The sequence below is a fragment of the Streptomyces sp. NPDC008139 genome, assembly GCF_042957025.1.
GTDB lineage: Bacteria > Actinomycetota > Actinomycetes > Streptomycetales > Streptomycetaceae > Actinacidiphila.
Map to the genome: position 1 here is coordinate 1 of NZ_JBIBHM010000032.1, position 20,218 is coordinate 20,218.

General features: G+C 68.1%; 17 protein-coding genes. 7 read left to right on the plus strand and 10 right to left on the minus strand.

Translation table 11 applies throughout. The features are described from left to right. Window positions 1-426: 426 nt before the first annotated feature. Window positions 427-1,221, minus strand: a complete 795-nt coding sequence (locus ACFZBB_RS34465; RefSeq protein WP_391131108.1) for a hypothetical protein — start codon at window positions 1,219-1,221, stop codon at window positions 427-429. 164 nt (window positions 1,222-1,385) lie between these two features. Between ACFZBB_RS34465 and ACFZBB_RS34470 the strand changes: the two genes are divergently transcribed. Further along, window positions 1,386-1,862, plus strand: a complete 477-nt coding sequence (locus ACFZBB_RS34470) for a hypothetical protein (RefSeq protein ID WP_391131111.1) — start codon at window positions 1,386-1,388, stop codon at window positions 1,860-1,862. A gap of 203 nt (window positions 1,863-2,065) precedes the next feature. On the opposite strand, the gene ACFZBB_RS34475 is transcribed toward ACFZBB_RS34470, so the two are convergent. Then, entirely contained in the window at window positions 2,066-2,293 is a 228-nt protein-coding gene (locus tag ACFZBB_RS34475; protein ID WP_391131114.1) for a hypothetical protein, read from the minus strand. 324 nt (window positions 2,294-2,617) lie between these two features. On the opposite strand from ACFZBB_RS34475, the gene ACFZBB_RS34480 reads away from it, so the two are divergent. The 4 genes from ACFZBB_RS34480 to ACFZBB_RS34495 all read left to right on the plus strand — a co-directional run bounded on the left by ACFZBB_RS34480 (window position 2,618) and on the right by ACFZBB_RS34495 (window position 8,105). Continuing rightward, window positions 2,618-3,865: a nucleoid-associated protein gene (locus ACFZBB_RS34480; protein ID WP_391131117.1), complete on the plus strand. Its 1,248-nt coding sequence runs from the start codon at window positions 2,618-2,620 to the stop codon at window positions 3,863-3,865. Next, window positions 3,862-4,851, plus strand: a complete 990-nt coding sequence (locus tag ACFZBB_RS34485; protein ID WP_391131119.1) for a hypothetical protein — start codon at window positions 3,862-3,864, stop codon at window positions 4,849-4,851. The genes ACFZBB_RS34480 and ACFZBB_RS34485 overlap by 4 nt, the downstream gene beginning before the upstream one ends. After that, a complete protein-coding gene (locus ACFZBB_RS34490; RefSeq protein ID WP_391131122.1) occupies window positions 4,848-5,471 on the plus strand; it encodes a hypothetical protein in 624 nt (207 codons plus the stop codon). Before ACFZBB_RS34485 ends, ACFZBB_RS34490 begins: the two co-directional genes overlap by 4 nt. A gap of 129 nt (window positions 5,472-5,600) precedes the next feature. After that, a complete protein-coding gene (locus ACFZBB_RS34495) occupies window positions 5,601-8,105 on the plus strand; it encodes a Helicase associated domain protein (RefSeq protein ID WP_391131124.1) in 2,505 nt (834 codons plus the stop codon). 51 nt (window positions 8,106-8,156) lie between these two features. Here ACFZBB_RS34495 and ACFZBB_RS34500 read toward each other — a convergent pair whose 3' ends face one another. The 8 genes from ACFZBB_RS34500 to ACFZBB_RS34535 form a co-directional block, all read right to left on the minus strand. Continuing rightward, the gene (locus ACFZBB_RS34500) at window positions 8,157-9,722 is read right to left on the minus strand and encodes a Helicase associated domain protein (RefSeq protein WP_391131126.1); all 1,566 of its coding nucleotides are present in this window, start codon (window positions 9,720-9,722) and stop codon (window positions 8,157-8,159) included. A 153-nt stretch (window positions 9,723-9,875) separates the two neighbouring features. Continuing rightward, window positions 9,876-10,151: a hypothetical protein gene (locus tag ACFZBB_RS34505; RefSeq protein ID WP_391131128.1), complete on the minus strand. Its 276-nt coding sequence runs from the start codon at window positions 10,149-10,151 to the stop codon at window positions 9,876-9,878. Between the two features lie 241 nt (window positions 10,152-10,392). After that, window positions 10,393-10,779, minus strand: coding sequence for a Wadjet anti-phage system protein JetD domain-containing protein (locus tag ACFZBB_RS34510; RefSeq protein ID WP_391131131.1), 387 nt, complete (start codon window positions 10,777-10,779; stop codon window positions 10,393-10,395). 4 nt (window positions 10,780-10,783) lie between these two features. After that, on the minus strand, window positions 10,784-11,851 hold the full coding sequence (locus ACFZBB_RS34515) for a hypothetical protein (RefSeq protein ID WP_391131133.1): 1,068 nt from the start codon (window positions 11,849-11,851) through the stop codon (window positions 10,784-10,786). Between the two features lie 20 nt (window positions 11,852-11,871). Next, entirely contained in the window at window positions 11,872-15,039 is a 3,168-nt protein-coding gene (locus tag ACFZBB_RS34520; protein ID WP_391131135.1) for a hypothetical protein, read from the minus strand. Beyond that, window positions 15,036-15,677, minus strand: coding sequence for a hypothetical protein (locus ACFZBB_RS34525; protein ID WP_391131138.1), 642 nt, complete (start codon window positions 15,675-15,677; stop codon window positions 15,036-15,038). The genes ACFZBB_RS34520 and ACFZBB_RS34525 overlap by 4 nt, the downstream gene beginning before the upstream one ends. A 2-nt stretch (window positions 15,678-15,679) precedes the next feature. Continuing rightward, window positions 15,680-16,249, minus strand: coding sequence for a hypothetical protein (locus ACFZBB_RS34530; RefSeq protein WP_391131140.1), 570 nt, complete (start codon window positions 16,247-16,249; stop codon window positions 15,680-15,682). Then, entirely contained in the window at window positions 16,246-17,544 is a 1,299-nt protein-coding gene (locus ACFZBB_RS34535) for a hypothetical protein (RefSeq protein WP_391131143.1), read from the minus strand. Before ACFZBB_RS34535 ends, ACFZBB_RS34530 begins: the two co-directional genes overlap by 4 nt. A 702-nt stretch (window positions 17,545-18,246) precedes the next feature. Between ACFZBB_RS34535 and ACFZBB_RS34540 the strand changes: the two genes are divergently transcribed. Both ACFZBB_RS34540 and ACFZBB_RS34545 read left to right on the plus strand, forming a co-directional pair. Continuing rightward, a protein-coding gene (locus ACFZBB_RS34540; RefSeq protein ID WP_391131146.1) for an IS3 family transposase occupies window positions 18,247-19,421 on the plus strand; the annotation gives its coding sequence in 2 pieces (ribosomal slippage) (window positions 18,247-18,514 and window positions 18,514-19,421; 1,176 coding nt in all). 214 nt (window positions 19,422-19,635) lie between these two features. Continuing rightward, window positions 19,636-19,758 (plus strand): hypothetical protein, encoded by a 123-nt coding sequence (locus tag ACFZBB_RS34545; RefSeq protein ID WP_391131149.1) that lies wholly within the window; start codon window positions 19,636-19,638, stop codon window positions 19,756-19,758. The last annotated feature ends 460 nt before the right edge of the window (window positions 19,759-20,218 follow it).

Consider the following 20,218-nt stretch of genomic DNA (forward strand, 5'->3'; position numbering starts at 1 on the left):
AACTCTTCCGGATAGGGCTTGGGCACAGCGACATCCTTCCCACCTGCCATACAGGGCAAGCCAGTTCAGATGTCACCCGATCGTGCGGCAGACCCGCAGGCCCCCGATACGGAGCCCTGGCTGGCGCAGGCGATGGCCTCGATGCTGATGGAGTGGATGAGCGCACGCCTGGTTCATCCACCAGGGGCAGTCCTCGCAGAGCGCTACTACCTGGAGAGCCTCGCGCACCTGGAACTGTGCTGCCTGTGGACTGCCGCAGCTGAGCCCGCTTGAAAGGCCAAGTGGGGGAGGGGCGGGCCCGGTTCATCGACCGCACCACCAGCAGACGCAAATGATCAGCTCGGGGACGCCCGCCAGGTTGTTCGGCGATGCCGGCTCGCGTCTGGCGGACCTGGCGGAAGGTCGTTCAGCGCCGTGCTGCTCGCCTCAGTTTTCCGGTGAGGCTGATTCGTTCTTGCGTCGCCGGCGCAGGGCACGTTGGGCTTGGGCGCGGGCGCATTCGCGGGTGCAGTACTTGATGCCGCTGGTGCGGTTTTGTCCGTACTCGGCGCGTCCGCGTTGGCGTACGAAGGGCCGGCGGCAGGTCTCGTTTGCGCACTCACGGATGGTGGCCTCTTCCGCAAGGTGATTGTACAGCTGCAGGAAGGCGACCGAGAGGATGGTGGGGTAGCGCTCGTTCAGGCTACCGATGCCGATACTGAACGGCTCCAGTGCGGCGTTCAACTCGCCCACCAGGTCGCTGATCCTTATCTCCAGGGCGAGCTCGCGCAGGTGGCCCAGGTCGCGTGGCCACACCTCGCTCCGATGCGTGTTCTGAGACTGCCAGAAGGCCAGTTGCTCTTCGCTGACGTCGGGCTTGATGAGCGCGTCGAGCCCGCCTTTGCGCCGCAGGGCCAGCCAGGTGGTGATGGCCGACTGGGCCTGCGTGACGTAGAGCGTGGCCAGTTCGCCGTGCAGGCAGAACGGCCCGTGCTGCGGGTGCTGGCGATCCCTGAGCTCCTTGAGACGATCGTATTCGTCGGGCCCCCAGCTGCCGGTGGCGATGCTCCCACCCAGGTGCCCGTAGGTGCGCATCAAAGCGGCCACGCCATCGAGATCGGCAGGATCAAGTTCCATGAACTCACGCAAGTAGAAGTCCTCCGGCAGCGGATTGGTCCCTTGGGCGCCTCGCATGTGCGGCTCCCAGACGATCCACTCGCCTTCGGCCCGTACCCCGGGCATGGGCTCCAACCCTGGTGCGGGAACGGGGGTTCCCGGCCAGAGCGTGGGACGAAAACGTGGGTCAACGTATGCCGTCATGTGGGGCATCATAGCTGTGAGGGAGTAGCACGAAAAGGGAGTTGTTCGTATCACGCACGCGGGAGCTCTGAGAGGGGCAGACGCCGGTGACGCAGTGGCAGGACCGCAAGAAGGTCGGCGAGATACACGAACAACGCGTAGCTGCAGAACTGCAGCAACGCGGGTGGACGGTCCAGCGCTGCGGGCAGGGCACCTTCCCGCCTGCGATCAGGGAGGCTCTGGCGCGCACTGACTCTGCGTTGCGGTACTTCCCCGACCTGATCGCCGCCCGCGGCAGTGAGCTGGTCACCATCGACGCCAAGGACCGCATGCCGAGCACCCAGTCAGATCGCTACGCGATCAGCACCGCTACGCTGAGAGCCGGTCTGCTCTTCACCGCCACCCACGCCCCAACGCCGCTGTACTACGTGTTCGGCGACTTGAACGTCCTGACCCCCTCTGAAGTCCACCACTACAGCACGCACGCCCGTCATCACCCCAGTGGGGCCTGGGTCCTGGTCGGCACGCGCCAGGCTCATCCCTTCGGGGAAGTCTTCGGTGCGAACACCGCCTTTGCTGCATGAGTGGCGCTGGACGGTGCCCATCGCCCCGGGCTGCTGCACTGTAAATGATCTTCGGGCTGAGCTGACTGCCGCCCGGGCATGCACGCGCAGGCAGCTACGGCTCAGCTCAGAGGTGTGTTCGTGCCGTTGTTTAATCCGGGATTGGGCGGAGGGGACGCCGATACGGCTCGTCGCCGTCGGGCACTACTTCTTGGAGCCGACGGTCAGGGCCTCTTGCTGAGGGCATCGTGGACCGACGCCATCACATAGGGCTCGCGCCGAAGAACAAGACCGAGCACGGCCGTGATGGTGACGGCGGTCCGCACTCCGTCCGCCACGGCCGGTGCTTGCGCCGGCGCCGGTATCCAGGGCAGTACGACGGCCGCGGCGAGGAGGACGGCTGGGGGCCACATCACCGTCGCGGCCCTGAGCGGCCGGGAGAGGGCGGTCACCGCGCCGCTGCGACCGGCCGCCCGTCCGACCTGGACGCGGCAGGCGACTGTCGAGTGGTCGCGCTCGATGCCGCCCTGCCTACCGGTGGCTACGCTGACCTCGCCTTCGCTGACGAGATGTGGCCGCCCTTGGCCTGCACAGGTGCGATGACGGAGAGTGCGAGCTGTGGCCTGCGCATGATGCTGCCGGGAGTGGTGAGATGCCCGTTGCGGCGCCCAACGTACTGGTTTCACCCAAGGTTTGACTATTTTCAGCCAATCAATGGGCATGTTGGCATACTTGCTCGATAACACATCTCTCCGATGTGCACGGACCGTTACGATATGCGCAGCGATTTTCTGATACGTAGTCAGCTGTTGCGGGAGGGCGGCGTTCACGCCACGATGTGCGGGCCGCCGGTCCCGGATGCTGCGGCGGTTGATGCTCGACCAGCGAGGCTGCTCAAGGACGCGCAGGGTGGGGTTATGCCGGGCCAGTTCGCACAGCTCGTCGTCGATGAGACTATTTTTCATCTGGTTCCGCAGCGAAGGCGGTCGGATCCGGTACAGCCTGATCTTCAGTTCAGCGAAACCGTCTGTCAGTTGACTGACGACGTCCGCACCAAGATCCAGGCCAGCTTCCGCAAGGTCCTCACGTCATACGGGCGCGAGATCGTGGAGGAAGCAGAGGTCAAGTCGGCGCTCCCCGACTGTGTGCATGCGTACCTGACCCAGCAGCGTGATCTGGTGGACGTCTCCGCCGACATCGCTCACCTGCTCTGGGATAGCCAGAAAGGGAGCAGCCCTGCGGGGCTGCTCCTTGTGGCCGCCGCACGCCTTGCCGGTCGGCGGGCACTGCTGATCGTCAAGCTGGAGCAGGAAGGCGGCCTGCGGGCACAGGACGTCGTTGTCAACGGGCTGCGCACCTTCGACATGCGCTACTTCGCGGACCTCCTGATGACCGAACACAACAAGGTCTACAAAGCGGCCCTGTTCTCGGTTGACGGGATCGCCGACATGGACCTCCTGGAGGGGTGGGCTGCCGACAAGCAGCTGTCCGGCAACATGGCGCGGTTCTGGCTCCAGGCATTCCTGGGTTGTCGGCAGAAGCAGGACCCCCAGCTCCTCACGCAGGGCTTCCATGACGCGGCCATCGACTGGGTCGACAACCACGTCAGCGACTCCGAGAGGAGCGTCCGCTACCTGATGGCTCTCATGGTCGAACTGCGCAGCAACGGCCGCACGCTCGACCCGACCGCCTTCGCCGCGCACCACCTGGACCTCCACGACCAGGACGGCTTTCTGGAGTACCTGGGAAGCCACAGCGTCCCGACTACCGTGTTCGACAAGGACGTCACACGCATAGCGACCCGCCTCAGCGAGCTGCGGCTGGGCTTCGAGAACGGCATCTTCATCGTCGCGCCCGTGAAGGCGGTTCGCGAAGCGGTCGACGTCGTCGACCACCCTGACGGCACCTCCACTGTCACAGTCCGGGGAAAGATCAACTCCACGCGAAGTCACGCCAGTCGCCGCAAGCAGGAAACCGCCCAGCCCTCCGACGATGATGCATCGGAAGCGGATCCAGCGCAGTGAGCGTCGTCAACGACGCCTTCCAGCGCTACGAGGTTGAGCGGCCCCGCATCGAGAAGGCCGCCGAGCTCACCGCGGCCTTCTTGCGACGCAAGACCGCGCGCTCCCGCATCACCTGCGAGGTGACCTCTCGTGCCAAAAGCCTCGGCAGCTTCATCACGAAGGCTTACCACAAGGACTACGCGGACCCCTGGGCGCAGATCACGGACAAGGCGGGGGTCCGCATCGTGGTCCAGCACAAGGGGCTTCTCAACCAAGCCCTCGATGTTGTCAAAGACAACCTGACGCTGGTCGGCGATCCCGAAGACTACCGTGATCAAGAGGACATAGACGGCAAATTCAGCCTTCAGTATCCCCGTCTCCATGTCCAGGTCATGGCGTGCGGCGACCAGGTCAGCAGCGACGGCGAACCCTACGCGTGCGAGATCCAAATCCGGACCGAGGCAACCGATGTCTGGGCCCGGATGTCCCACCGGCTGCTGTACAAGGCAGGCGCCACCGAGGTACCCCGGGATGTCAGTAGGCAGTTGTACCGTTTGATTGCCCTGGTGGAACTGTACGACCTCGAGGTCGAACGGGGGGTAGCCGCCTTGTCAGAGCACCCCGACTTCACGCGCAGCAATCGGCTCCTTGCCGAGACCGAGTTCCTCTACCGCACCTTCACAGACCACGAGTACCGGCGTGATCTGTCCGAAGACGTCATCGACGTTCTCATTGCCGCCGTCGAGCACGAGGACAATTATTACGACAAGCTGGCCCAGTTCGCGGAGAGGCACCGCCAGCACCTTCTGCAGGCCTACTGCGACTACGGTCCCGCTAGCCAGCATTTCCTGACACACGGCCGCTACGTGCTCGCAAGCCAGCCGGAGAGCCTGATCATATTCGAGCGCCTCAGCAACGCAAAAATGTTACTACGCGGCGTTTGGGACGATCAGTTGTCCCCGACCCTGCTCAACGACATGACGGAGATCTGGAGCGTCCACCTGTGACCCAGCCACCGCAGCCTGAACCCTCTGGTGCCGTTGCCGCCACCGCCATGTTCGTCGAGGTACTCGTCGTGGGAATCGGATTCCTCACCGGCCTGGGAATCCTTGCCACAGCCATTGCGGGTCCCCACGCCGGCCACCGGTTGGTGCCGCTGCTTGGTACCCCTCTCGCTGCCGGCGCAGCACTCGCCTTCGCCTACGCTCTGGGCATTCTCATCGATCGTGCCGCCGACCTGATCCTTGCCCCGCTCCGCCGGAAACTGCGCCGGCAATCCTTCACTACATCCGGTGCCTATGCTCAGGCACGTTTGAACCTTGCCGAGGTCCCTGCTCTGGCTGCCCGGGCCGACTATGCGCGCTCACGGCTGAGGATCTGCCGCGGCTGGATTCTCGACAGTGTTCTGCTGACCCTGGCCACCGACGTTGCGCTCGCCCGGTACCCCGTTCAGAACCGCCCTGCACTCCTCGTCACGACAACCCTCCTTGGAAGCGCGATCGCCGTCGGCTTCTATCTGTCATGGCACACCATCACCGCCACCGGCTACCGCAAGCTCGCCCTGCAGACCGCCCCGGCACCCGCCCTGCCTGCCCAGCCTGCAACGTCCGCATCCCCGAGCCCCTGACCGCACCGACGCCCCTGCAGATAAAACCCCGGTCATGCAGGCAATGACGGCCGGTACCGACATGGAGAACTGACAGAATCAGATCAGACCTCACAACCACTGGCCCGCCGCGCATCGCCCGGAGAGCACATGCAATTGCCCGCCGCCCGAGCGCCTGAGCCCCCATCCACGGGCCGGGACCTGCACGCACTGAAGCTCCACGTTGGCGCCCGCACCCGGTACAAGCCCGTGCTCTTCCCCCGCCAGACCGAGGGTGTGCAAAAGGCCGCGCGTCATCTGCGGAGGCCGGGAAGCCGGGCACTGCTGGTGTCGGCGACAGGTACGGGCAAGACCCTGATGTCAATCCGGATCGCGGACGCCTTGGACGCCAAGCTCTTGCTGTTCGTTGTCCCCACCCTGGACCTAGCTGCGCAGACCGCGTTGGCGTGGCGGGGGGATGGGCACCGCGAGCACATGCTGATCGTGTCTTCCATGGATGCCTCCGGCCATGACGCATTGGCTGCTGCGGCCGTGGGATCGACAGGAAACTTCCGGACGCTGGCCGGGCTTATGGCGGTGGTGGGGGAGGGGAGAGACCAGATTCCGGCGTTGACAGTGATCTGCACCTACGACTCGCTGGACAAGATCGAGAACACCAAGCATTCCCGCTTCGACGTGCCGCCGTTCGATCTGGCGATCATGGACGAGGCGCACCGGATCGCGGGGCGGGCGGACAAGAAATGGGCGGTGATCAACGACGCCACCCGTATCAAGGCTGATCGCCGCCTGTACATGACGGCCACCCCGCGGTTCTTCGCCGCCCCGGATCTGGCCGAGTCCGCGGACACCACCCGGCCCCGCCGCCGACCGTCCGCCGAAGAGAGCCTCGACGCGTCGGCGAACAGCATGGACAACGAGGCCGTCTACGGGAAGAAGGTCTTCGAGTACCCGCTGGCGCAGGCCATCGCCGACGGCCGCGCCGCGGACTACCGGATCGTGATTCCGACACTCACTGACGCTGAACTCCGCGCCCGCCTGAACCTGCCCACCCCCGGCATTACCAGCTCGGACATTGCTGGTGCCGGCGCAGCAGAGCCGGAAGCCGACGACGCGCTGCGGACCACCGCCCTGCACCTAGCCGTCCTCAAGGCCATGGCGGAGCACGAACTGCGCCGAGTGCTGGTGTACTTCAACCTTGTGGAGGACGCCAAACGCTTCGCCCGCGAGCTCGGCTACACCCTGCGCCACCTGCGCCGCACCGCGCCGGAGCTGTCCCCGGACGTGGACCCGCGGTTGTTCTTCGTCCACGGGGACCACACCCCGCAGCAGCGCGCCGACATCTTCACCGGCTTCGCCGACTCCCCATGCGCGATCCTGGCGAATGCCAAGCTGATCGCCGAAGGCATCGACATCCCCTCGGTCGACGCCGTCGTCTTCGCCGACCCCACCCGCAGCGTCCGCCGCTGCGTGCAGGCCCTCGGCCGCGCGCTGCGCGTTGACGTGAGTGGGAAGACCGCGAGCCTGATCATCCCCGTCTACGTGCCTCCCGGCGCCGACCCCACCAACATCCTGGGTACCGCCTACGAGCCGGTGTGGGCCATCAGCACCGCTCTGGCCAGCCACGACCACCGCATCGCCGAACGCCTCCCGGACAAGGCCAACCGCCTGCCGAAGGAGACCAGTAGCCTGATCCAGCACCGCTGGCACTTCGACTTCACCGTCCACCCGGAACGTATCGCCCGCGCCATGGACCTAGCTAGCTTCGATCCCCGCGAGACCACCTCGCGTCCCCGCCGTGAAGGACTCGCAGCCGCACAAGCCTGGTACGACCAACACGGTCACCTCGACGTCCCCACCGACTACACCGATCCCGCCGGATACAACCTCGGATCGTTCATCACCGGCATGCGCGACGCCGCGAAAGCCGGCCGCCTCGAAGCCGACTGGCTCGCTGAACTCGACGCCCTCGGCATGATCTGGGACAAGCACCAGGCAGCGTGGCGCGGCAACCTCACCCTCGTCGCCGACTACCACTACCGCCACGGGCACCTTGCGATCCCCGCCGCCGCCCCCGGAGGGGCGTTCCTCGCCGAGCAGCGTTCCCTGGCCGGCCGCGGCGAGCTGGACGCTGACCGTGCTGCCGACCTCAGCGCCGTCGATCCCGACTGGCAGCTCCCGTACGGGCCGGACTGGCACCGCAAATACCATCTGCTGCGAGCCCATCTGGCCGCCGGTAACGATCCCGCCTCCCTGACTGCCGAGACACACCTGGGTCCGGTCAAGATCGGCACCTGGCTTCGTCGCCAGTTCACGACCTGGGGCACCCTGGACCCCGGCCAGCAGCGTCTGCTTGCCGCCATCGGACTGACGCCCGAAGGCCACGGCCTGGCCGGGCGCGCCCGGCCAGTGCGCCGCACCTTCGCCCAGACCGTGCAGATCCTCGAGCTTTTCCTCCACCGCGAGCGGCGCGCTCCCACCGCACGCGAGGAGATCACCGTCGACGGTGAGACCGTCAAGATCGGGCCGTGGCTCGCCAAAACCCGCACCCGGCAGCGCACCGGCCAACTTCCCGCCGAGCAGGCGGCATTGGTGGCTTCATTGTTCGACGGTGACTGGACCGACGACACGACGCGGCCGGCGGCCGTGCCGGACTGACTGCCGACTAGGGTCCGGGCCGGTGCGCAGGGCCGTACGGCACTGCAGGGATCAGGGCAGCTTCTCGTCGTACTGGGCGAGCAACTCGCGCAGGGCAGCGGCCCGGGGGGTGTCTAGCCCCTGGAGACGGCTTTTCTGGTTGCGCTTCCACACTCCGAGTGCCTTGTCCTCCTGGTTGCTAAGGGTCAGGCTGGGCCGGATGTGACCGTGGGCCATGCCGAAGTCAGTGAGCTGCTGCAGCGTCGATCCCCACTGATCGCTGCGAGGATTCCACGACCAGCCCGCCAGGGCTTCCAGCTCTCTCTGCTGGGCAGCCGACAGCTTCTCGCGGCGGGTGCGCCAACTGTTCAGCCAGACCCCGATGGGATGACCTTCCCACTGCTCAAGTTGCTTGATGGAGGCCACCAGCCGGCCGCTGGCGGCGATGAACTGCAGCAGCACCTGAATCTTCGCCGCGTGACTGTCGTCGTAGGGGGTCCAGGACCAGCCGGGTATTGCGGCCATCGCGGTGAGCTGGTCTTCGGGCAAGTCGCGGCCTTGCGCGAGCAGGTCTTCCCGGCGGCCGCGGAGGTTGTTCGCCCACACGGTTGCCTCGCGGCTGGGCATGGACTTGTCGCGTTCGTAAGGATCCGTTGCCTGGGCGCGCTGGAGGTAGGCGCGGTGCCGGGACCAGAAACCGGCCTCGTGTGCGGTCTGGCTGGACCAGGCGGCAATGCTGGCAAGCCGCTCGGCTCGATCGGGGCGCAGCCGCCGTTGGCGCTGCAGGCCGCGTTGCTTGCGGCACCAGCGAGCCAGACTCCGCCCCTCGACGGTCACGTCATCGCCGGGGTAGGTGTCGCCAGCTTGTGCCGCGTAGGCCGTTAGAGCTTCGAACATCGAGTCCCAGGCGTCATTGTGGGCCGTGTACTCGATCCTCAGTGCCTGGGCGCCGATGCGATCCACAATCCAGGCGCGGGCCGTCTCGCTGGCCTGGGGAGCCCCCAGCGCCCGGTACCGTCCGGCTGCGGCTGCGGCTGCCTCGACAAGGCCGAGTCGGGTCAGGTGGTCCAGGACGTCGGCGGCCGCGTCCTCCGGTTCGGCGACGAAACCCACGACGACGTCGTACACCGGATCGAGGGCGGCCAGGGGGGCCTCGCGGATGCGCACCACGGTCCATCCGGCGGCGCGTAACCGCTCGGATTTCGCAGCGTCGGTTGCCCGGGACTTGTCGTCGGCGTGGTAATAGGAGCCGTCGAACTCGAGGACGAGCCGCACTCCGTCGGCTTCGACGATCATGTCGACGTGCTCGGTCCGGGTCGTGCGGATGGTTCCCCGGTCAGGGTCGATAGGCAGGACGGTGCTGAGCTCTGCCTTCAGACGCAGCTCCTGCGCGGAGGTCTTGACCAGGCGGCAGTCCGGGCAGCCGGTGCCGTACCGCTTGCGGAATCCTCCGGTCCGGTTGCCGACGACTGCCGGCCACGGTTTGTGCGTGTCGGGGAAGTCCAGACACCGCCACCAGACTTTCCGGCTGGAAGCCACTGTGAGCTCGTCTGCCGTGACGCCAGACAGTTCGACGTCCAAACTCTTTGCCAGGTCGGGCTTGACCGTCGACAGCCTGTTCTCACCTGTGATTGCCACGCGCAGGTGCTGCCTCTCCAACGGGGGCGGTCTTCTCGGCAGGCCGCGCTGTGGCCACCGTAGGCGCTGCCTGTGACAGCGGCGCGGCCCTGCCGAGGGTGTGCGGATGTTTCATGCCTCCTTCCAGGAAGTTGTCCTCGGTCAGCCGCCGCGTCACGCGGAGTCGTCCGTGAAGACCGCGGTCACTGCGACGTCTTCCAACCGGTCCAGGTAAGAGGACTCGGATGCGAACACGTAGGCGTGGCACTGGCCTATGCCGGCCGGCACGTCGACGATGCGGCGGTCCGTCACGCGGGTGGCCGGGGACTGGGGCGCGGTGAGGTCACCGAAGTCGGCATCAACGCCGGTGATGGCACGGTCGCTGTTGTTGGTGACGACGACCTGGAAGAAGCAGCCGTCCGGGTCCTCGGGCCCTTCCGGACCGATCACCAGCCTGCGCGGAGCGCCGCTCTCCAGCCGCGGCCGCCAGAGCCTCTCGTTCCGCGCGCAGGTTCACCAACTGCTCGCCGATGAAGGCCTGCTGGTCCTGGATCTGCCCGCGCTGGCTGAGCAGGGTGGCGAGGGCGAACGCGGCAGCGGCCGCGCCGAATACGGTGCCGATCCAGGTCGGGGCGTCGCCCCAGTCGATCGAGCTCAAGGGTCACATCTATGCAGGGAGAAGAGGTGTTGATCATGTGTTGTCGCCGGTGCCGGTGCCGGTGCCGGACGGCGGGACGACGGCGGCGGCACCGTCGACGACACGCTCCAGGGTGTGCTCCAAGGTGGGCAGGACCTCGTGGTAGAGGGTTTCGTGTTCGCAGCCGTCGCCGCCGTTCGTGACGATCTCAGCAGCCAGCGCGCGCAGCGCCGGCGGGCCGCTGGCGGCGAGCCGCTGGGCGAGCTTGAGGTTGCCTGCCTGCTTGTCGGGTTTCTGGCGGTACTTCGTTCCCTGCCGGTACAGGTCGACATCCATGCCGACGGGGGTGACGGGCCGGCCGATGCGCTCGGTGAGGTTGGCGATGATCTGGATGCCGTGGGCGTCCAGATCCTGCCAGGCGGCCACCGGCAACGGTGCCATGGCCTTAAGGAACGCGGTCAGGCCGTGCGTGGCGTAGCCGGCGCCCCCATACGCACAGCCACCGTTCCGGGATGCCGGGGAGCTTGCACACCTGCGCGAAGGCGTCCTCGTTCTCGATCAGGAACACCCCGACCGCCGAGCAGTCGATCATCCCGAGGCTGCGAAGGCCGCCTGCGGGCAGTCCCAGCCAGGGGCGGCACGCCGCGGCGTCGGCGATGACATCGGCGACGCGCCAGCGCAGGGGCCCGCGCATGCGCAGCGCGGTGTCGGTCTCCTCCACCGCCTGGTCGAAGGGACGGCCGACGAGGTTGGCGAATGCCTGTCGGCGCGCAGGCGTCCACGTGTACTTGGTGTCGCGCATGCTCTTGCCCGCCAAGACCTTGGCGGTCATCGGCTGCGGGTGGGACTGGGCGGCCCACCACACCGCGGCGGACCTGACGGCCACCTCGTACACCCGCCAGTCCTCGGTTCCGGTGGCGCTGCCTGCGGGGACTTGAAGGGTGCGGGCCGGGGCGGTGGCGGCCAGCAGCGCGTGCTCGCTTGCCAGATGGGGGATGCCGGTCATGGCCTGCAGCAGTTCGGCGTGCAACTGCAGCGGGTCGGGGTGGCCCCGAAGTTGGGCGAGCTTGTCCTCCCGCAAGGACGCCCAGGACGGGGTCAGCTGCCAGGAGTCGGGGGCGAACCCGGTGGTCTGGACCACCTTGCAGCGCAGGACGACGGCGCCGCAGCGGATCAGCGACACGGTGGTGCGCCACGCCTGCTCGGGGCCGAAGTCCGCCTCGATGGTGGCCCACCGCTTGCGGGTCCGGGTCGTCAGGACCTTGATCAGGTCGCGGTCCGCCAGGCCGGCCGGCGGGTCGTAGGCGGGGACGGGGTCGCAGGCGACGAGGTCGACGACGGCGGGGCTGACACGCCGTTTGCGGTCCAGGGGCACGCGGGTGAGGACCTCGTCGCCATCTTTTCGGGTGCGGGGCACGGTGACAGCGATGATCCCGGCGGGAAGTCCGCGCAGCGGCACTTCCCGCCGGCCGTGGGCTTCACCGACCAGCAGGGCGGGGCGGGGGAGAGGCACGGTGGGCTGCCCGGGGCATGTCAGGCATGGGAGCGTCCTGCGGTGATCCAGTCGGCGGTCAGTTCCACGCGCTGGCCGTCGGTGTCATGTCCCCAGGCGAGGGTGGGCTGGTTGTAAGCGTCGGAGGAGGAGGCGTGGACGAACCACAGCAGTTCGTCGCAGACGTCGGCGGCGTCCGCCAGCACGCTGTCCTGGCAGGTGCCCAGGATGGTCAGGTGCTGGCGGCGCGCCACAGTGTGCAATGCGGCGAGCATGTCCTTGCGGTTGACCTCGCCCAGGCTGTTGCCGAGTTCGTCCAGGATCAGCACCCGGCCCCTGGTCTCGGCGTCGGCGAGCACCGCGGCCAGGACCAGTTGTATGGCATGCACCTTCACCTGGGCGCCGTTGGCGTTCTCCCGGTAGTGCACGAAGGCGCCGCGCGGGGAGCGTTTCCAGCGGGGCGTCACCTGCCACTGCCAGGGCCTGGCGCCCTCGGACCGCACGCTGCGGAAGTCCAGGCGCGCGCCGTCACCGCGCCGCTGAAGGTCCAACGCATTGAAGGCATCGCTGATCTGCGTGAATAGGGCCTCGATGTGATGCTCAATCATGTCCTGGAGCGCCTGGAGGTTGTGCGCACTGTGCTCTGCGGTCTTGGTGAGACCGGTGAGGGCCTGCTCGCGCAACGAGCGGCCGGAGGCGATCCGGGCGGCTTCGACAGCATCCTTGTCAGCGTGGCCGTCCAGCCGGATCTGCAAGGGCGAGGCCACCTCGCCGAACATCGTGCGCGGCAGCGCGGACGCCTCCTCCTCCGCGAAAGCGTCCCGCAGGCGCTGCGCCACCAGCAGGTCCTCGTCGACACCGGTCACGGCGCCGGCTGGCAGGCCGTAATGCGCGTACGCCTCCCGCAGATGGTCCTCCGCTTTCCGCCGCAGCCGTCCCGGCCGGGGCAGTGGTGTGCCGTGGCCGGAGCTCTCCAGGAGTTCAGCCGCCTCCTCCTCGGAGGCGGCCCACAGCTGCTGCCACTGCGGGCAGGCGATCTCGTCACGGGCTTTGACCAGCGCCGTGTGCTCCTTGACCTGCTCCTTGTATGTCTTGGTGGCCGCGTCCCGGGTGAGCTTGGCGGTCGTCACCGCCTGGCCGTGGGACGCCAGGGCGCGCTGGGCCTGGTCCGACGCGTCGTGCAGCCTGTTCTCCTCGGCCCGGGCTGCGACGATATCGAGGTCGGCCGTATCGATGTCGTCCTTCAAGGTGGAGGCCTGCTCTTCCAGGACTGCCAGGTCCCGCGCGGCCACGGCCGCGCCGTGCTCGATCTCGGCGCCCTCGAACGCGGACTCAGCTCTCCTCAGATCCTCCGTTGCAGTGGACACTCCCTCCTGGCTCCGGCACCGGTCCGCGACGGCCTGGGCCACGCGGGCGTCCCGTCCGGCGATCGGAGCCTTAAAGCCGCCGACGACCGCCAGGCCCAGCCCGGCATCGTAGGCCGCCGGCGGGTTTTCCAGAGCCGGCATGCGCTCCTGCAACGTACTGAGGAACCCGGCCAGCGCCCTGCTGCTGCGCACTCCCTGAGGCAGGACACCCGCGGCACTTGCTCTCCCGTCGGCGGGGTCGTCGGCGATGACCTGGGCACCGGGCAGGTCGCGCAGAAACTCCCGCGCACGTTCGGCTTCCCCGCACGGCACCACCACAGCGTCGCGCCAAGGCCACAGGCGTGCTTCCCACTGCATGCGGGTCGGCTCCTCCAACTGCAGCTGGTCCATCAGCCCGGCGGCGCTGATGCCGTGGCCATTGAGGATCTCCAGCGCCTGCCCCGCGGCCCCACTCCGTCCCTGCCGGGCTGCCTCCTCCAACTGCCGGGCCAGGGACAGCGCACGATCTGCCTCGGCCCTGTACTGCCGCGCCGCATACAGTGCGTTCCGGGCAGCTTCCAGCGCACTGTGGGCACCGGCAATCGGCGTCCCCCGCCACATCTCGGCGCTTGCCCGCAGGGGAGCCATACTCTGGTGGACGATGTCTCGCCGAGTGGCCGCTGCCGTCCGCTTGATGGTGGCCTGTTCAGTGATCTGCTGGGCGTTCTCCCAGTCCTGGCGGGCGGCGGCCGCAGCCGAGGACAGCCCGGTGGCCGCTGTCAGCTCCCGCAGCCTGTCCTCGGCGTCGGCAACCAGCCCCTGAGCCTGAGCCACCTGCTGTTCTTTGCCCTCCAGGTCCGCCGCCAGCTTCCCGTCGGCCTGCACTGCCTGCAGGTAGCAGGCAGCCACATATCGCCGCCACGTACGGTGTCCTTCCTCCAGTGCGGTGCGCGCGGCGGCACGTGCCCGCACGCCCTCCAGTACCGTTTCCTCGTCCGCCAGCGCCACATCGTGCTCTCCGCGCGCCTTGGCCAGCTGCCCGGCATGTTCCAGGGCCTTGCCGCGGCGGGCAGCCTCCTGTTCCAGCAGATGGGACATCCCCGACAGGGCGATCAGAGCCTCCCCGATGTCGTGCGGCTCCATCGCCGTCATCTGCTGGCTCAGCAGCGAGGGCACCGCCGGACGCAACGGCGTGTCGAGGTAGGTCAGGCACCGCGGCGCGTTGCCGTAGAGGACATCGGCCATGCGGCGTGCGGACAGCCGGCGCGCACTGCCCAGTTCCTGCCACAGGGCGTCCGCCTGCACCGCACGCTCGGTATCGGTGGGGGCATCGGCCACGTGGATGCCCTCGGTCCAGTTGGCCTGGACGTACGGGGCGGCCGAGGCGATGCGCACCCACACCGTCAGCGCCCCCTCCCCAGGACCGTCCGCGGTGATGGCGCCGTCCGTCCCGGGCCTGTCGCGTGAGAAGACTCCGACCACGTAACCGTGCGAAGCGGCCGGAATCTGCTGGGCCCGGTCCACCCCGGCCGCATCGGGCTTGAACAAGATCCCGCCGGCGTACTGTCCGTGGTTGGACTCCAGCCGCCACTGGGGATCGGCCAGCAGTAGCGAGACCGCGATGAGGAACGAGGTCTTGCCCGAGCCGTTGGAGTCGTCCTGGGGGCCCATCCCGGACACGGCGACGAACGTCTCGGGCACCACCGGCACCGCGTGAGTGGTCAGCCGGGCGATGTCGAACGTCTGGACCGCGACCAGATGACGCTCACCGACGATGCCGCGGTGCTCGACGAGATCGGGCAGTGCCTCCTCTTCGTCTTCGCCCAGATCGTCGGCTCCGTCCTGGTGCCATGTGTCGTTCATCGGTCCTGCCTTTCCTGGGCGGCGGCGCGGGCCCGGCGCCGCCAGATCGACTCGGCCATGACCCCCCTCGGCTCGGCCAGCAGCACCAGCTGCTCGAACAGGTCCGCCTGGGCTGCCGGCGTCAGCCGCAGCAACTGGCTGCCCAGCACGAACCCCGAGCCGGTGGACCGCGAGCCGGTCGACCGCACCAGGTCGGCGGCGGCAAGACGGCTCAACGCGGCGTCCACGACCCCGTCGGGCACCGCGGACTCCTTCAGCCGCTCCCGGCTCACCGGCACCCCCTGGGTCCACAAGGCATGCGGCAGGACGCTGCCGCCGGCGCGCGGGACGGCAACGCTGAACAGCAGCACCAGCGTCAGTACGGCGCGGTCCTCAACGGGCAGGACACCCACACCCTCATCGGCCAGCCGCGCCCTGACCGTGTCGTCATAGCCGGACACGAACCCATCTCCCACACCGAGCAGCGCCCGGCCCGAAGCAGCCAGCACTTCCTCCACCACCCTGCGCAGCGGCACCTCCGCCAACGCCCGGAAACGCGCCGCCGGCACCGGCCGCAGCGCGGTCTCCACCGCACACACCGCCGCCCGCACCTCTGCACGGCGCTGCTCCGACAGCGCCTCCAGATACAGCACTTCCACGTCTACTCCTCCTCCACCCGACAGGGCAGCAAGTCATAGCCGCGCCGCAACTCCTCGACATCTCGCTCATTCCAGGCCGCCACCACCGGCCCCAGCCGCACCATGCCGTCCCCGGCATCGGCAGCCAGGTAGCCCCACGCGCGCAGGACCCGCAGCGCGCTGCGATACGCCGATGTCTGCCCGATCAGAGCCATGCCCTCGCGCAGCAGACCATCCCCGGGCGGAGCACAGGCGCCCAATACGTCCTCCTCGGCCACCGCGCCCCCCGGATACAGCGGCTGCTCCGGATCAGGCCAGCACAGGCGCACAGCAGCTCCCAGCGTCAGCAACTGCGACGGCGCCGCCTCCCGGTGCGTCAGCGGATCGCCGACCACACCACTGACCGGCTCCACGTCCAGCGCCCAGCGCACCATGACCCCAGGGCCACCGGCCCCCTCCACCTCGACGAGGCGCCGCTGCACATCTTCAGCAGCCCGCCGGAGCACCGACAGCTCACCCAGTGCACCGGCCGACGCCAGCGGCACGACCCGCACGGCCCGAGCCCGGGCCAGCAGATAGGCGTCCTCGTTCATGCCGGCCCCTCCTGCACCGCCGAAGAGCCGCCGCCCACGCCAGCACCCGATACGTCCTGCGGCAGCCGGTACAAGGTCAGCGCACTGGCATAAGTGACCGCCCCAACCGGATCGACATGGATCTCCTCGCCGGTCTCCACGAAGAACGGCACCGCCGGGTCCGCGGACGCCTGCAACAGGTCCACCACCGTGGCAATCGCCGCACGCCACGGCAGCGCCCCCAGCGTCCCTGTCAAATCAGCCTCCTGCCTGCCCCTGGCCAGCGATTCCAACGCCGCCGAACGCCGCCGATGCAACAACAGCGCCTTCTCCCGCGCTGCTTCCACCGGATCAGGACGCGGCGGCAGCGGCGCCGGCCGCGGCGGCCGACGACGGGGTGCTGGTGGCCGCCGCTCCCCGGCGGCCACCAGCACCTGCGCCACGGTGATCTCCACGCCAGCAGGATCGAAGACCGTGGCAGCAAACACCTGCCCGAGCGCCGCCACCGGTGCGCTCAAAGCCGCCGACAGGTACTGCTCCGGCATCAGCATGCTGAAGTCCCGCCGCGCACGCACCTGTTGCAGCAGCCGGTCGGAGAACTCATCCACGGCCGCCGAATAGCGCAGCGCCTCATCGATCAACCGTGTCCCCGACGCTCTCAGCCGCGGGAAACTGCTGCTGACGGCTTTGACCAACTGCCGGGCATGGTCCAGCAACACGGCCTTGGACTGATGCTGGTGGCGCTCACCCACCAGCTCCTCGATCGGCTTGGACCGCACAAGCCGCAACAGATGCGCGGTGGTGATGGACAGATCCCGCCGTACCCGCCGCAGCCGGCCGGCCAGCTGGTCCTCACTCAACAAGCCCTGCGCCAGACCGACCTGTGTCCGGTCCAGCAAGGTCATGATCTCCTCGACACCGCCAGCTTCCGCCAGCCGCTCGAAGACCAACAAGGCCGCACCGCTGGTCGGATTGAAGACGTAACGCCCCTCGTACGCCTTGCCACGGGCCCGCTCCAGCATCCCCAGCCCCGCAAAGACCCGGAACCGGGCATCAAAGGCCTCGCCCGAGGCCACCGGAGCACACGCTGCCGCAATCTCAGACCGGGTCAGCCCGCGTTCGGAGGCAAGATCACCGAACGCATCATGAATCGCCTCTGCCAGCAGCAACGACAAAGGATCATCCGAAACCGCACCCACCATCGACGCTACCGGCGCAACAAACGGCCGCACGAAATCCAACGGACCACGACGAACCTTAGCGGCACCACCATCGAACAGATCGCCCTGCTCGAAGCCGCTCTCCTGTCCAGACAACGTCCCCCACAACCGGCCAGGCGCCCCACCTTCGACCCAAGGGGCCGAACCTATCCGCCGCGGGCACTGCCTGCTACCACATCACCAATATCCGCGCATTCACTACGGACGGCACAAACCCTCCCTCCGCCACACGCTGCAGCACACAGTCGGCCAGAGCCCACACCAGAGATGATCTAGGCAGCCCGCCCGCACGACAGAAACCGGCACGACGACACCTGCGCCGCCTTCGCCGTCGCCCCTGACACCTACGAGTCGAGGAACGAGGCGCGCCCACTGACGGCCTTACGGCAAGCGCCGCTCTCCTTGCGGCACAACGGACGGGGCACCGTGGGAACCAACAGGGCCGGACAAGACCTGACCGCCGCTGACCCACGCTGCCCTGTCCCGGGAGCCACAACTCGACGGCGTCAGGGGAATCACCGATATTGTCAAAGAGCGCCACGACCCGCTGCTCCCACAGCGACGACCTGTCCGCCCGCGAGGGCAGTCGGCAGAGCACATCGATGTCCATGTCCACTGCGTTGAGTTCCGTGGCACAGGCGAACGATCCCTGCGACACCACTCCGTGGCATGGGAGTCCCACAGCTGCCGCCGCAAGAACTGGGCACGGCCCGCTCCAGCGCCCCGTGCCGGGGGCCTTTGCCCTTGATCGTGGACACCCTGATCATTGGATCGTGAAGATCCATAGGACAGTTCCCGTTGGGGACGTCGAAGTACTCGCCTGAGTTCCGGGCCGATGCCGTGGCGCTGTACCGGGCCAGTCCTGGGCGCACGTACGCCGCGGTGGCCAGGGACCTGGGGGTGAACCACGAGACGCTGCGCGTGTGGGTGCGTGAGGCCGAGCAGGCCGCCGTGTCCGGCGCCGCCGAGTCGAGCGCCTTGGAGAAGGAAAACAGGCAGCTCAAGGCTCGGGTGAAGGAGCTCGTACTGGAGCGGGAGATCCTGCACAGGGCAGCGAAGTATTTTGCGGGCGAGACGAACTGGTGAGCCGCTTCACGTTCGTTGCCGACCACCACAGCGCCTACGGCGTGAAGCGGCTGTGCAGGCTCCTGCACGTCTCCCGTTCCGGGTTCTACCGCTGGCGGGAGGCCGCCCCGGCCCGCGCCGAGCGCGAGCACGCCGACCAGGCGTTGTCGGCTCGCATCGCCGAGATCCACCAGGAGTCCGACAGCACCTACGGCAGTCCCAGGATCACCGCCGAGCTACGCGAGGAGGGCCGGCCGGTGAACTCCAAGCGGGTGGCCCGGCTGATGCGCTGCCACGGGATCGTCGGGGTGCACCTGCGCAAGAAGGTCCGCACCAGCGTGCCCGCACCCGACGCGGCCCCGGTGCCGGACCTGCTCCAACGTGACTTTACCGCCTCCGCGCCGAACCAGAAGTACGTGGGAGACATCACCTATCTCCCGGTCGGCGGGGGCCGGTTCCTCTACCTGGCAACGGTGCTGGACCTGCACTCCAAGCGCCTGGTGGGGTGGTCGATCTCCGACCACATGCGCACCGGACTGATAGCCGCCGCCCTGCGGGCCGCCGCCGGCACCCGCGGCGGAGACCTGCGCGGAGCGATCTTCCACAGCGACAACGGGGCCCAATACGTCTCCAAGGAATTCGCAGCCCTGTGTGGCGAGTTCGGCGTGGTCCGATCGGGGGGGGCCGTGGGCACGAGCGCGGACAACGCTGCCGCGGAGTCGTTCAACGCAAGCCTGAAGCGGGAGGCCCTCAAGGGCGCCAAACGCTGGCCCGGTGCCCGCGCCGCCCGCCTGGACGTCTTCCGCTGGGTCACCCGCTACAACACCCGGCGACGACACTCCGCCCTCGGCCAGCAGAGCCCGATCAGCTACGAACAACGATCAACTACGCTGACCCTCGCCGCATGACACCTGGTGTCCACGATCAAGGGCGAAGCCCCGCCCCGAAACCGAGACAGGCGCCCTTCCACCAGTGCCCCACAGATACGACCAGCGGGACATCACCAGAGACACGGCTTCCTCCGCTTCTGCAGCAGGCGCCTTCCGTGCCGGCCGGACGGTGCTCACTGCCCGACGCACATACTCAGGGCCGGCCGGCTCCAGCGACGCCGGAGCATCGACCATGAGCAGCACGTGCCAGGGCTTGTGGGCGATCTGCGCAAACGGGAGTCGAGCCGGACAGCGGCGTCGCCTGGCGGTGGACATCCGCGCGAATCTGCTCGGCCTCCCTGCGGGCATCGCCTAGGATCCGCTCAGCCTCATCCCGGGCGGTGGCAGCCAGCAGCCGGGCGCCATTTCCGAGGAACGGTGCTCCAGCACACATCAGGAAGCAGGACATGAGGGGACTGCCACTCCACAGCAGCGCCGCCGGATAGCTTCTCCCCGTCACTGTCGTCTGGCGGGCCGCGGGAGATGACGCACCGCGGCCCGCCATCGGCCGCCGGCCCCCGATCTCGGAAGGGGCAGGGGAGAGATCTCGGAATTCCCAAAGATTTCTCAAAAGGAAGCGGCCACGCCGGACGGACACTTCCCCACTGCAGCCAGCTGGCGGCCCGCGAAGCGGGCCGCATTTCGAGGACTTGGAGGCGGAGCCGAAAAGTCCCGAGAAAGCGAAGCGTCCCGGTCGCGCCGCAGGCGCGCACACTTCATGACCGCCCATCAACTGGCAAGCGAAGCGCGCCAGTCACGCCGAGCGAAGCGAGGCG

Coding starts and splice junctions, on each gene's coding strand:
- ACFZBB_RS34480 (WP_391131117.1), top strand. CDS start 2,618: ATGCGCAGCGATTTTCTGATACGTAGTCAGCTGTTGCGGGAGGGCGGC.
- ACFZBB_RS34465 (WP_391131108.1), bottom strand. CDS start 1,221: ATGCCCGGGGTACGGGCCGAAGGCGAGTGGATCGTCTGGGAGCCGCAC.
- ACFZBB_RS34495 (WP_391131124.1), top strand. CDS start 5,601: ATGCAATTGCCCGCCGCCCGAGCGCCTGAGCCCCCATCCACGGGCCGG.
- ACFZBB_RS34545 (WP_391131149.1), top strand. CDS start 19,636: ATGAGCAGCACGTGCCAGGGCTTGTGGGCGATCTGCGCAAACGGGAGT.
- ACFZBB_RS34520 (WP_391131135.1), bottom strand. CDS start 15,039: ATGAACGACACATGGCACCAGGACGGAGCCGACGATCTGGGCGAAGAC.
- ACFZBB_RS34530 (WP_391131140.1), bottom strand. CDS start 16,249: ATGAACGAGGACGCCTATCTGCTGGCCCGGGCTCGGGCCGTGCGGGTC.
- ACFZBB_RS34510 (WP_391131131.1), bottom strand. CDS start 10,779: ATGGCACCGTTGCCGGTGGCCGCCTGGCAGGATCTGGACGCCCACGGC.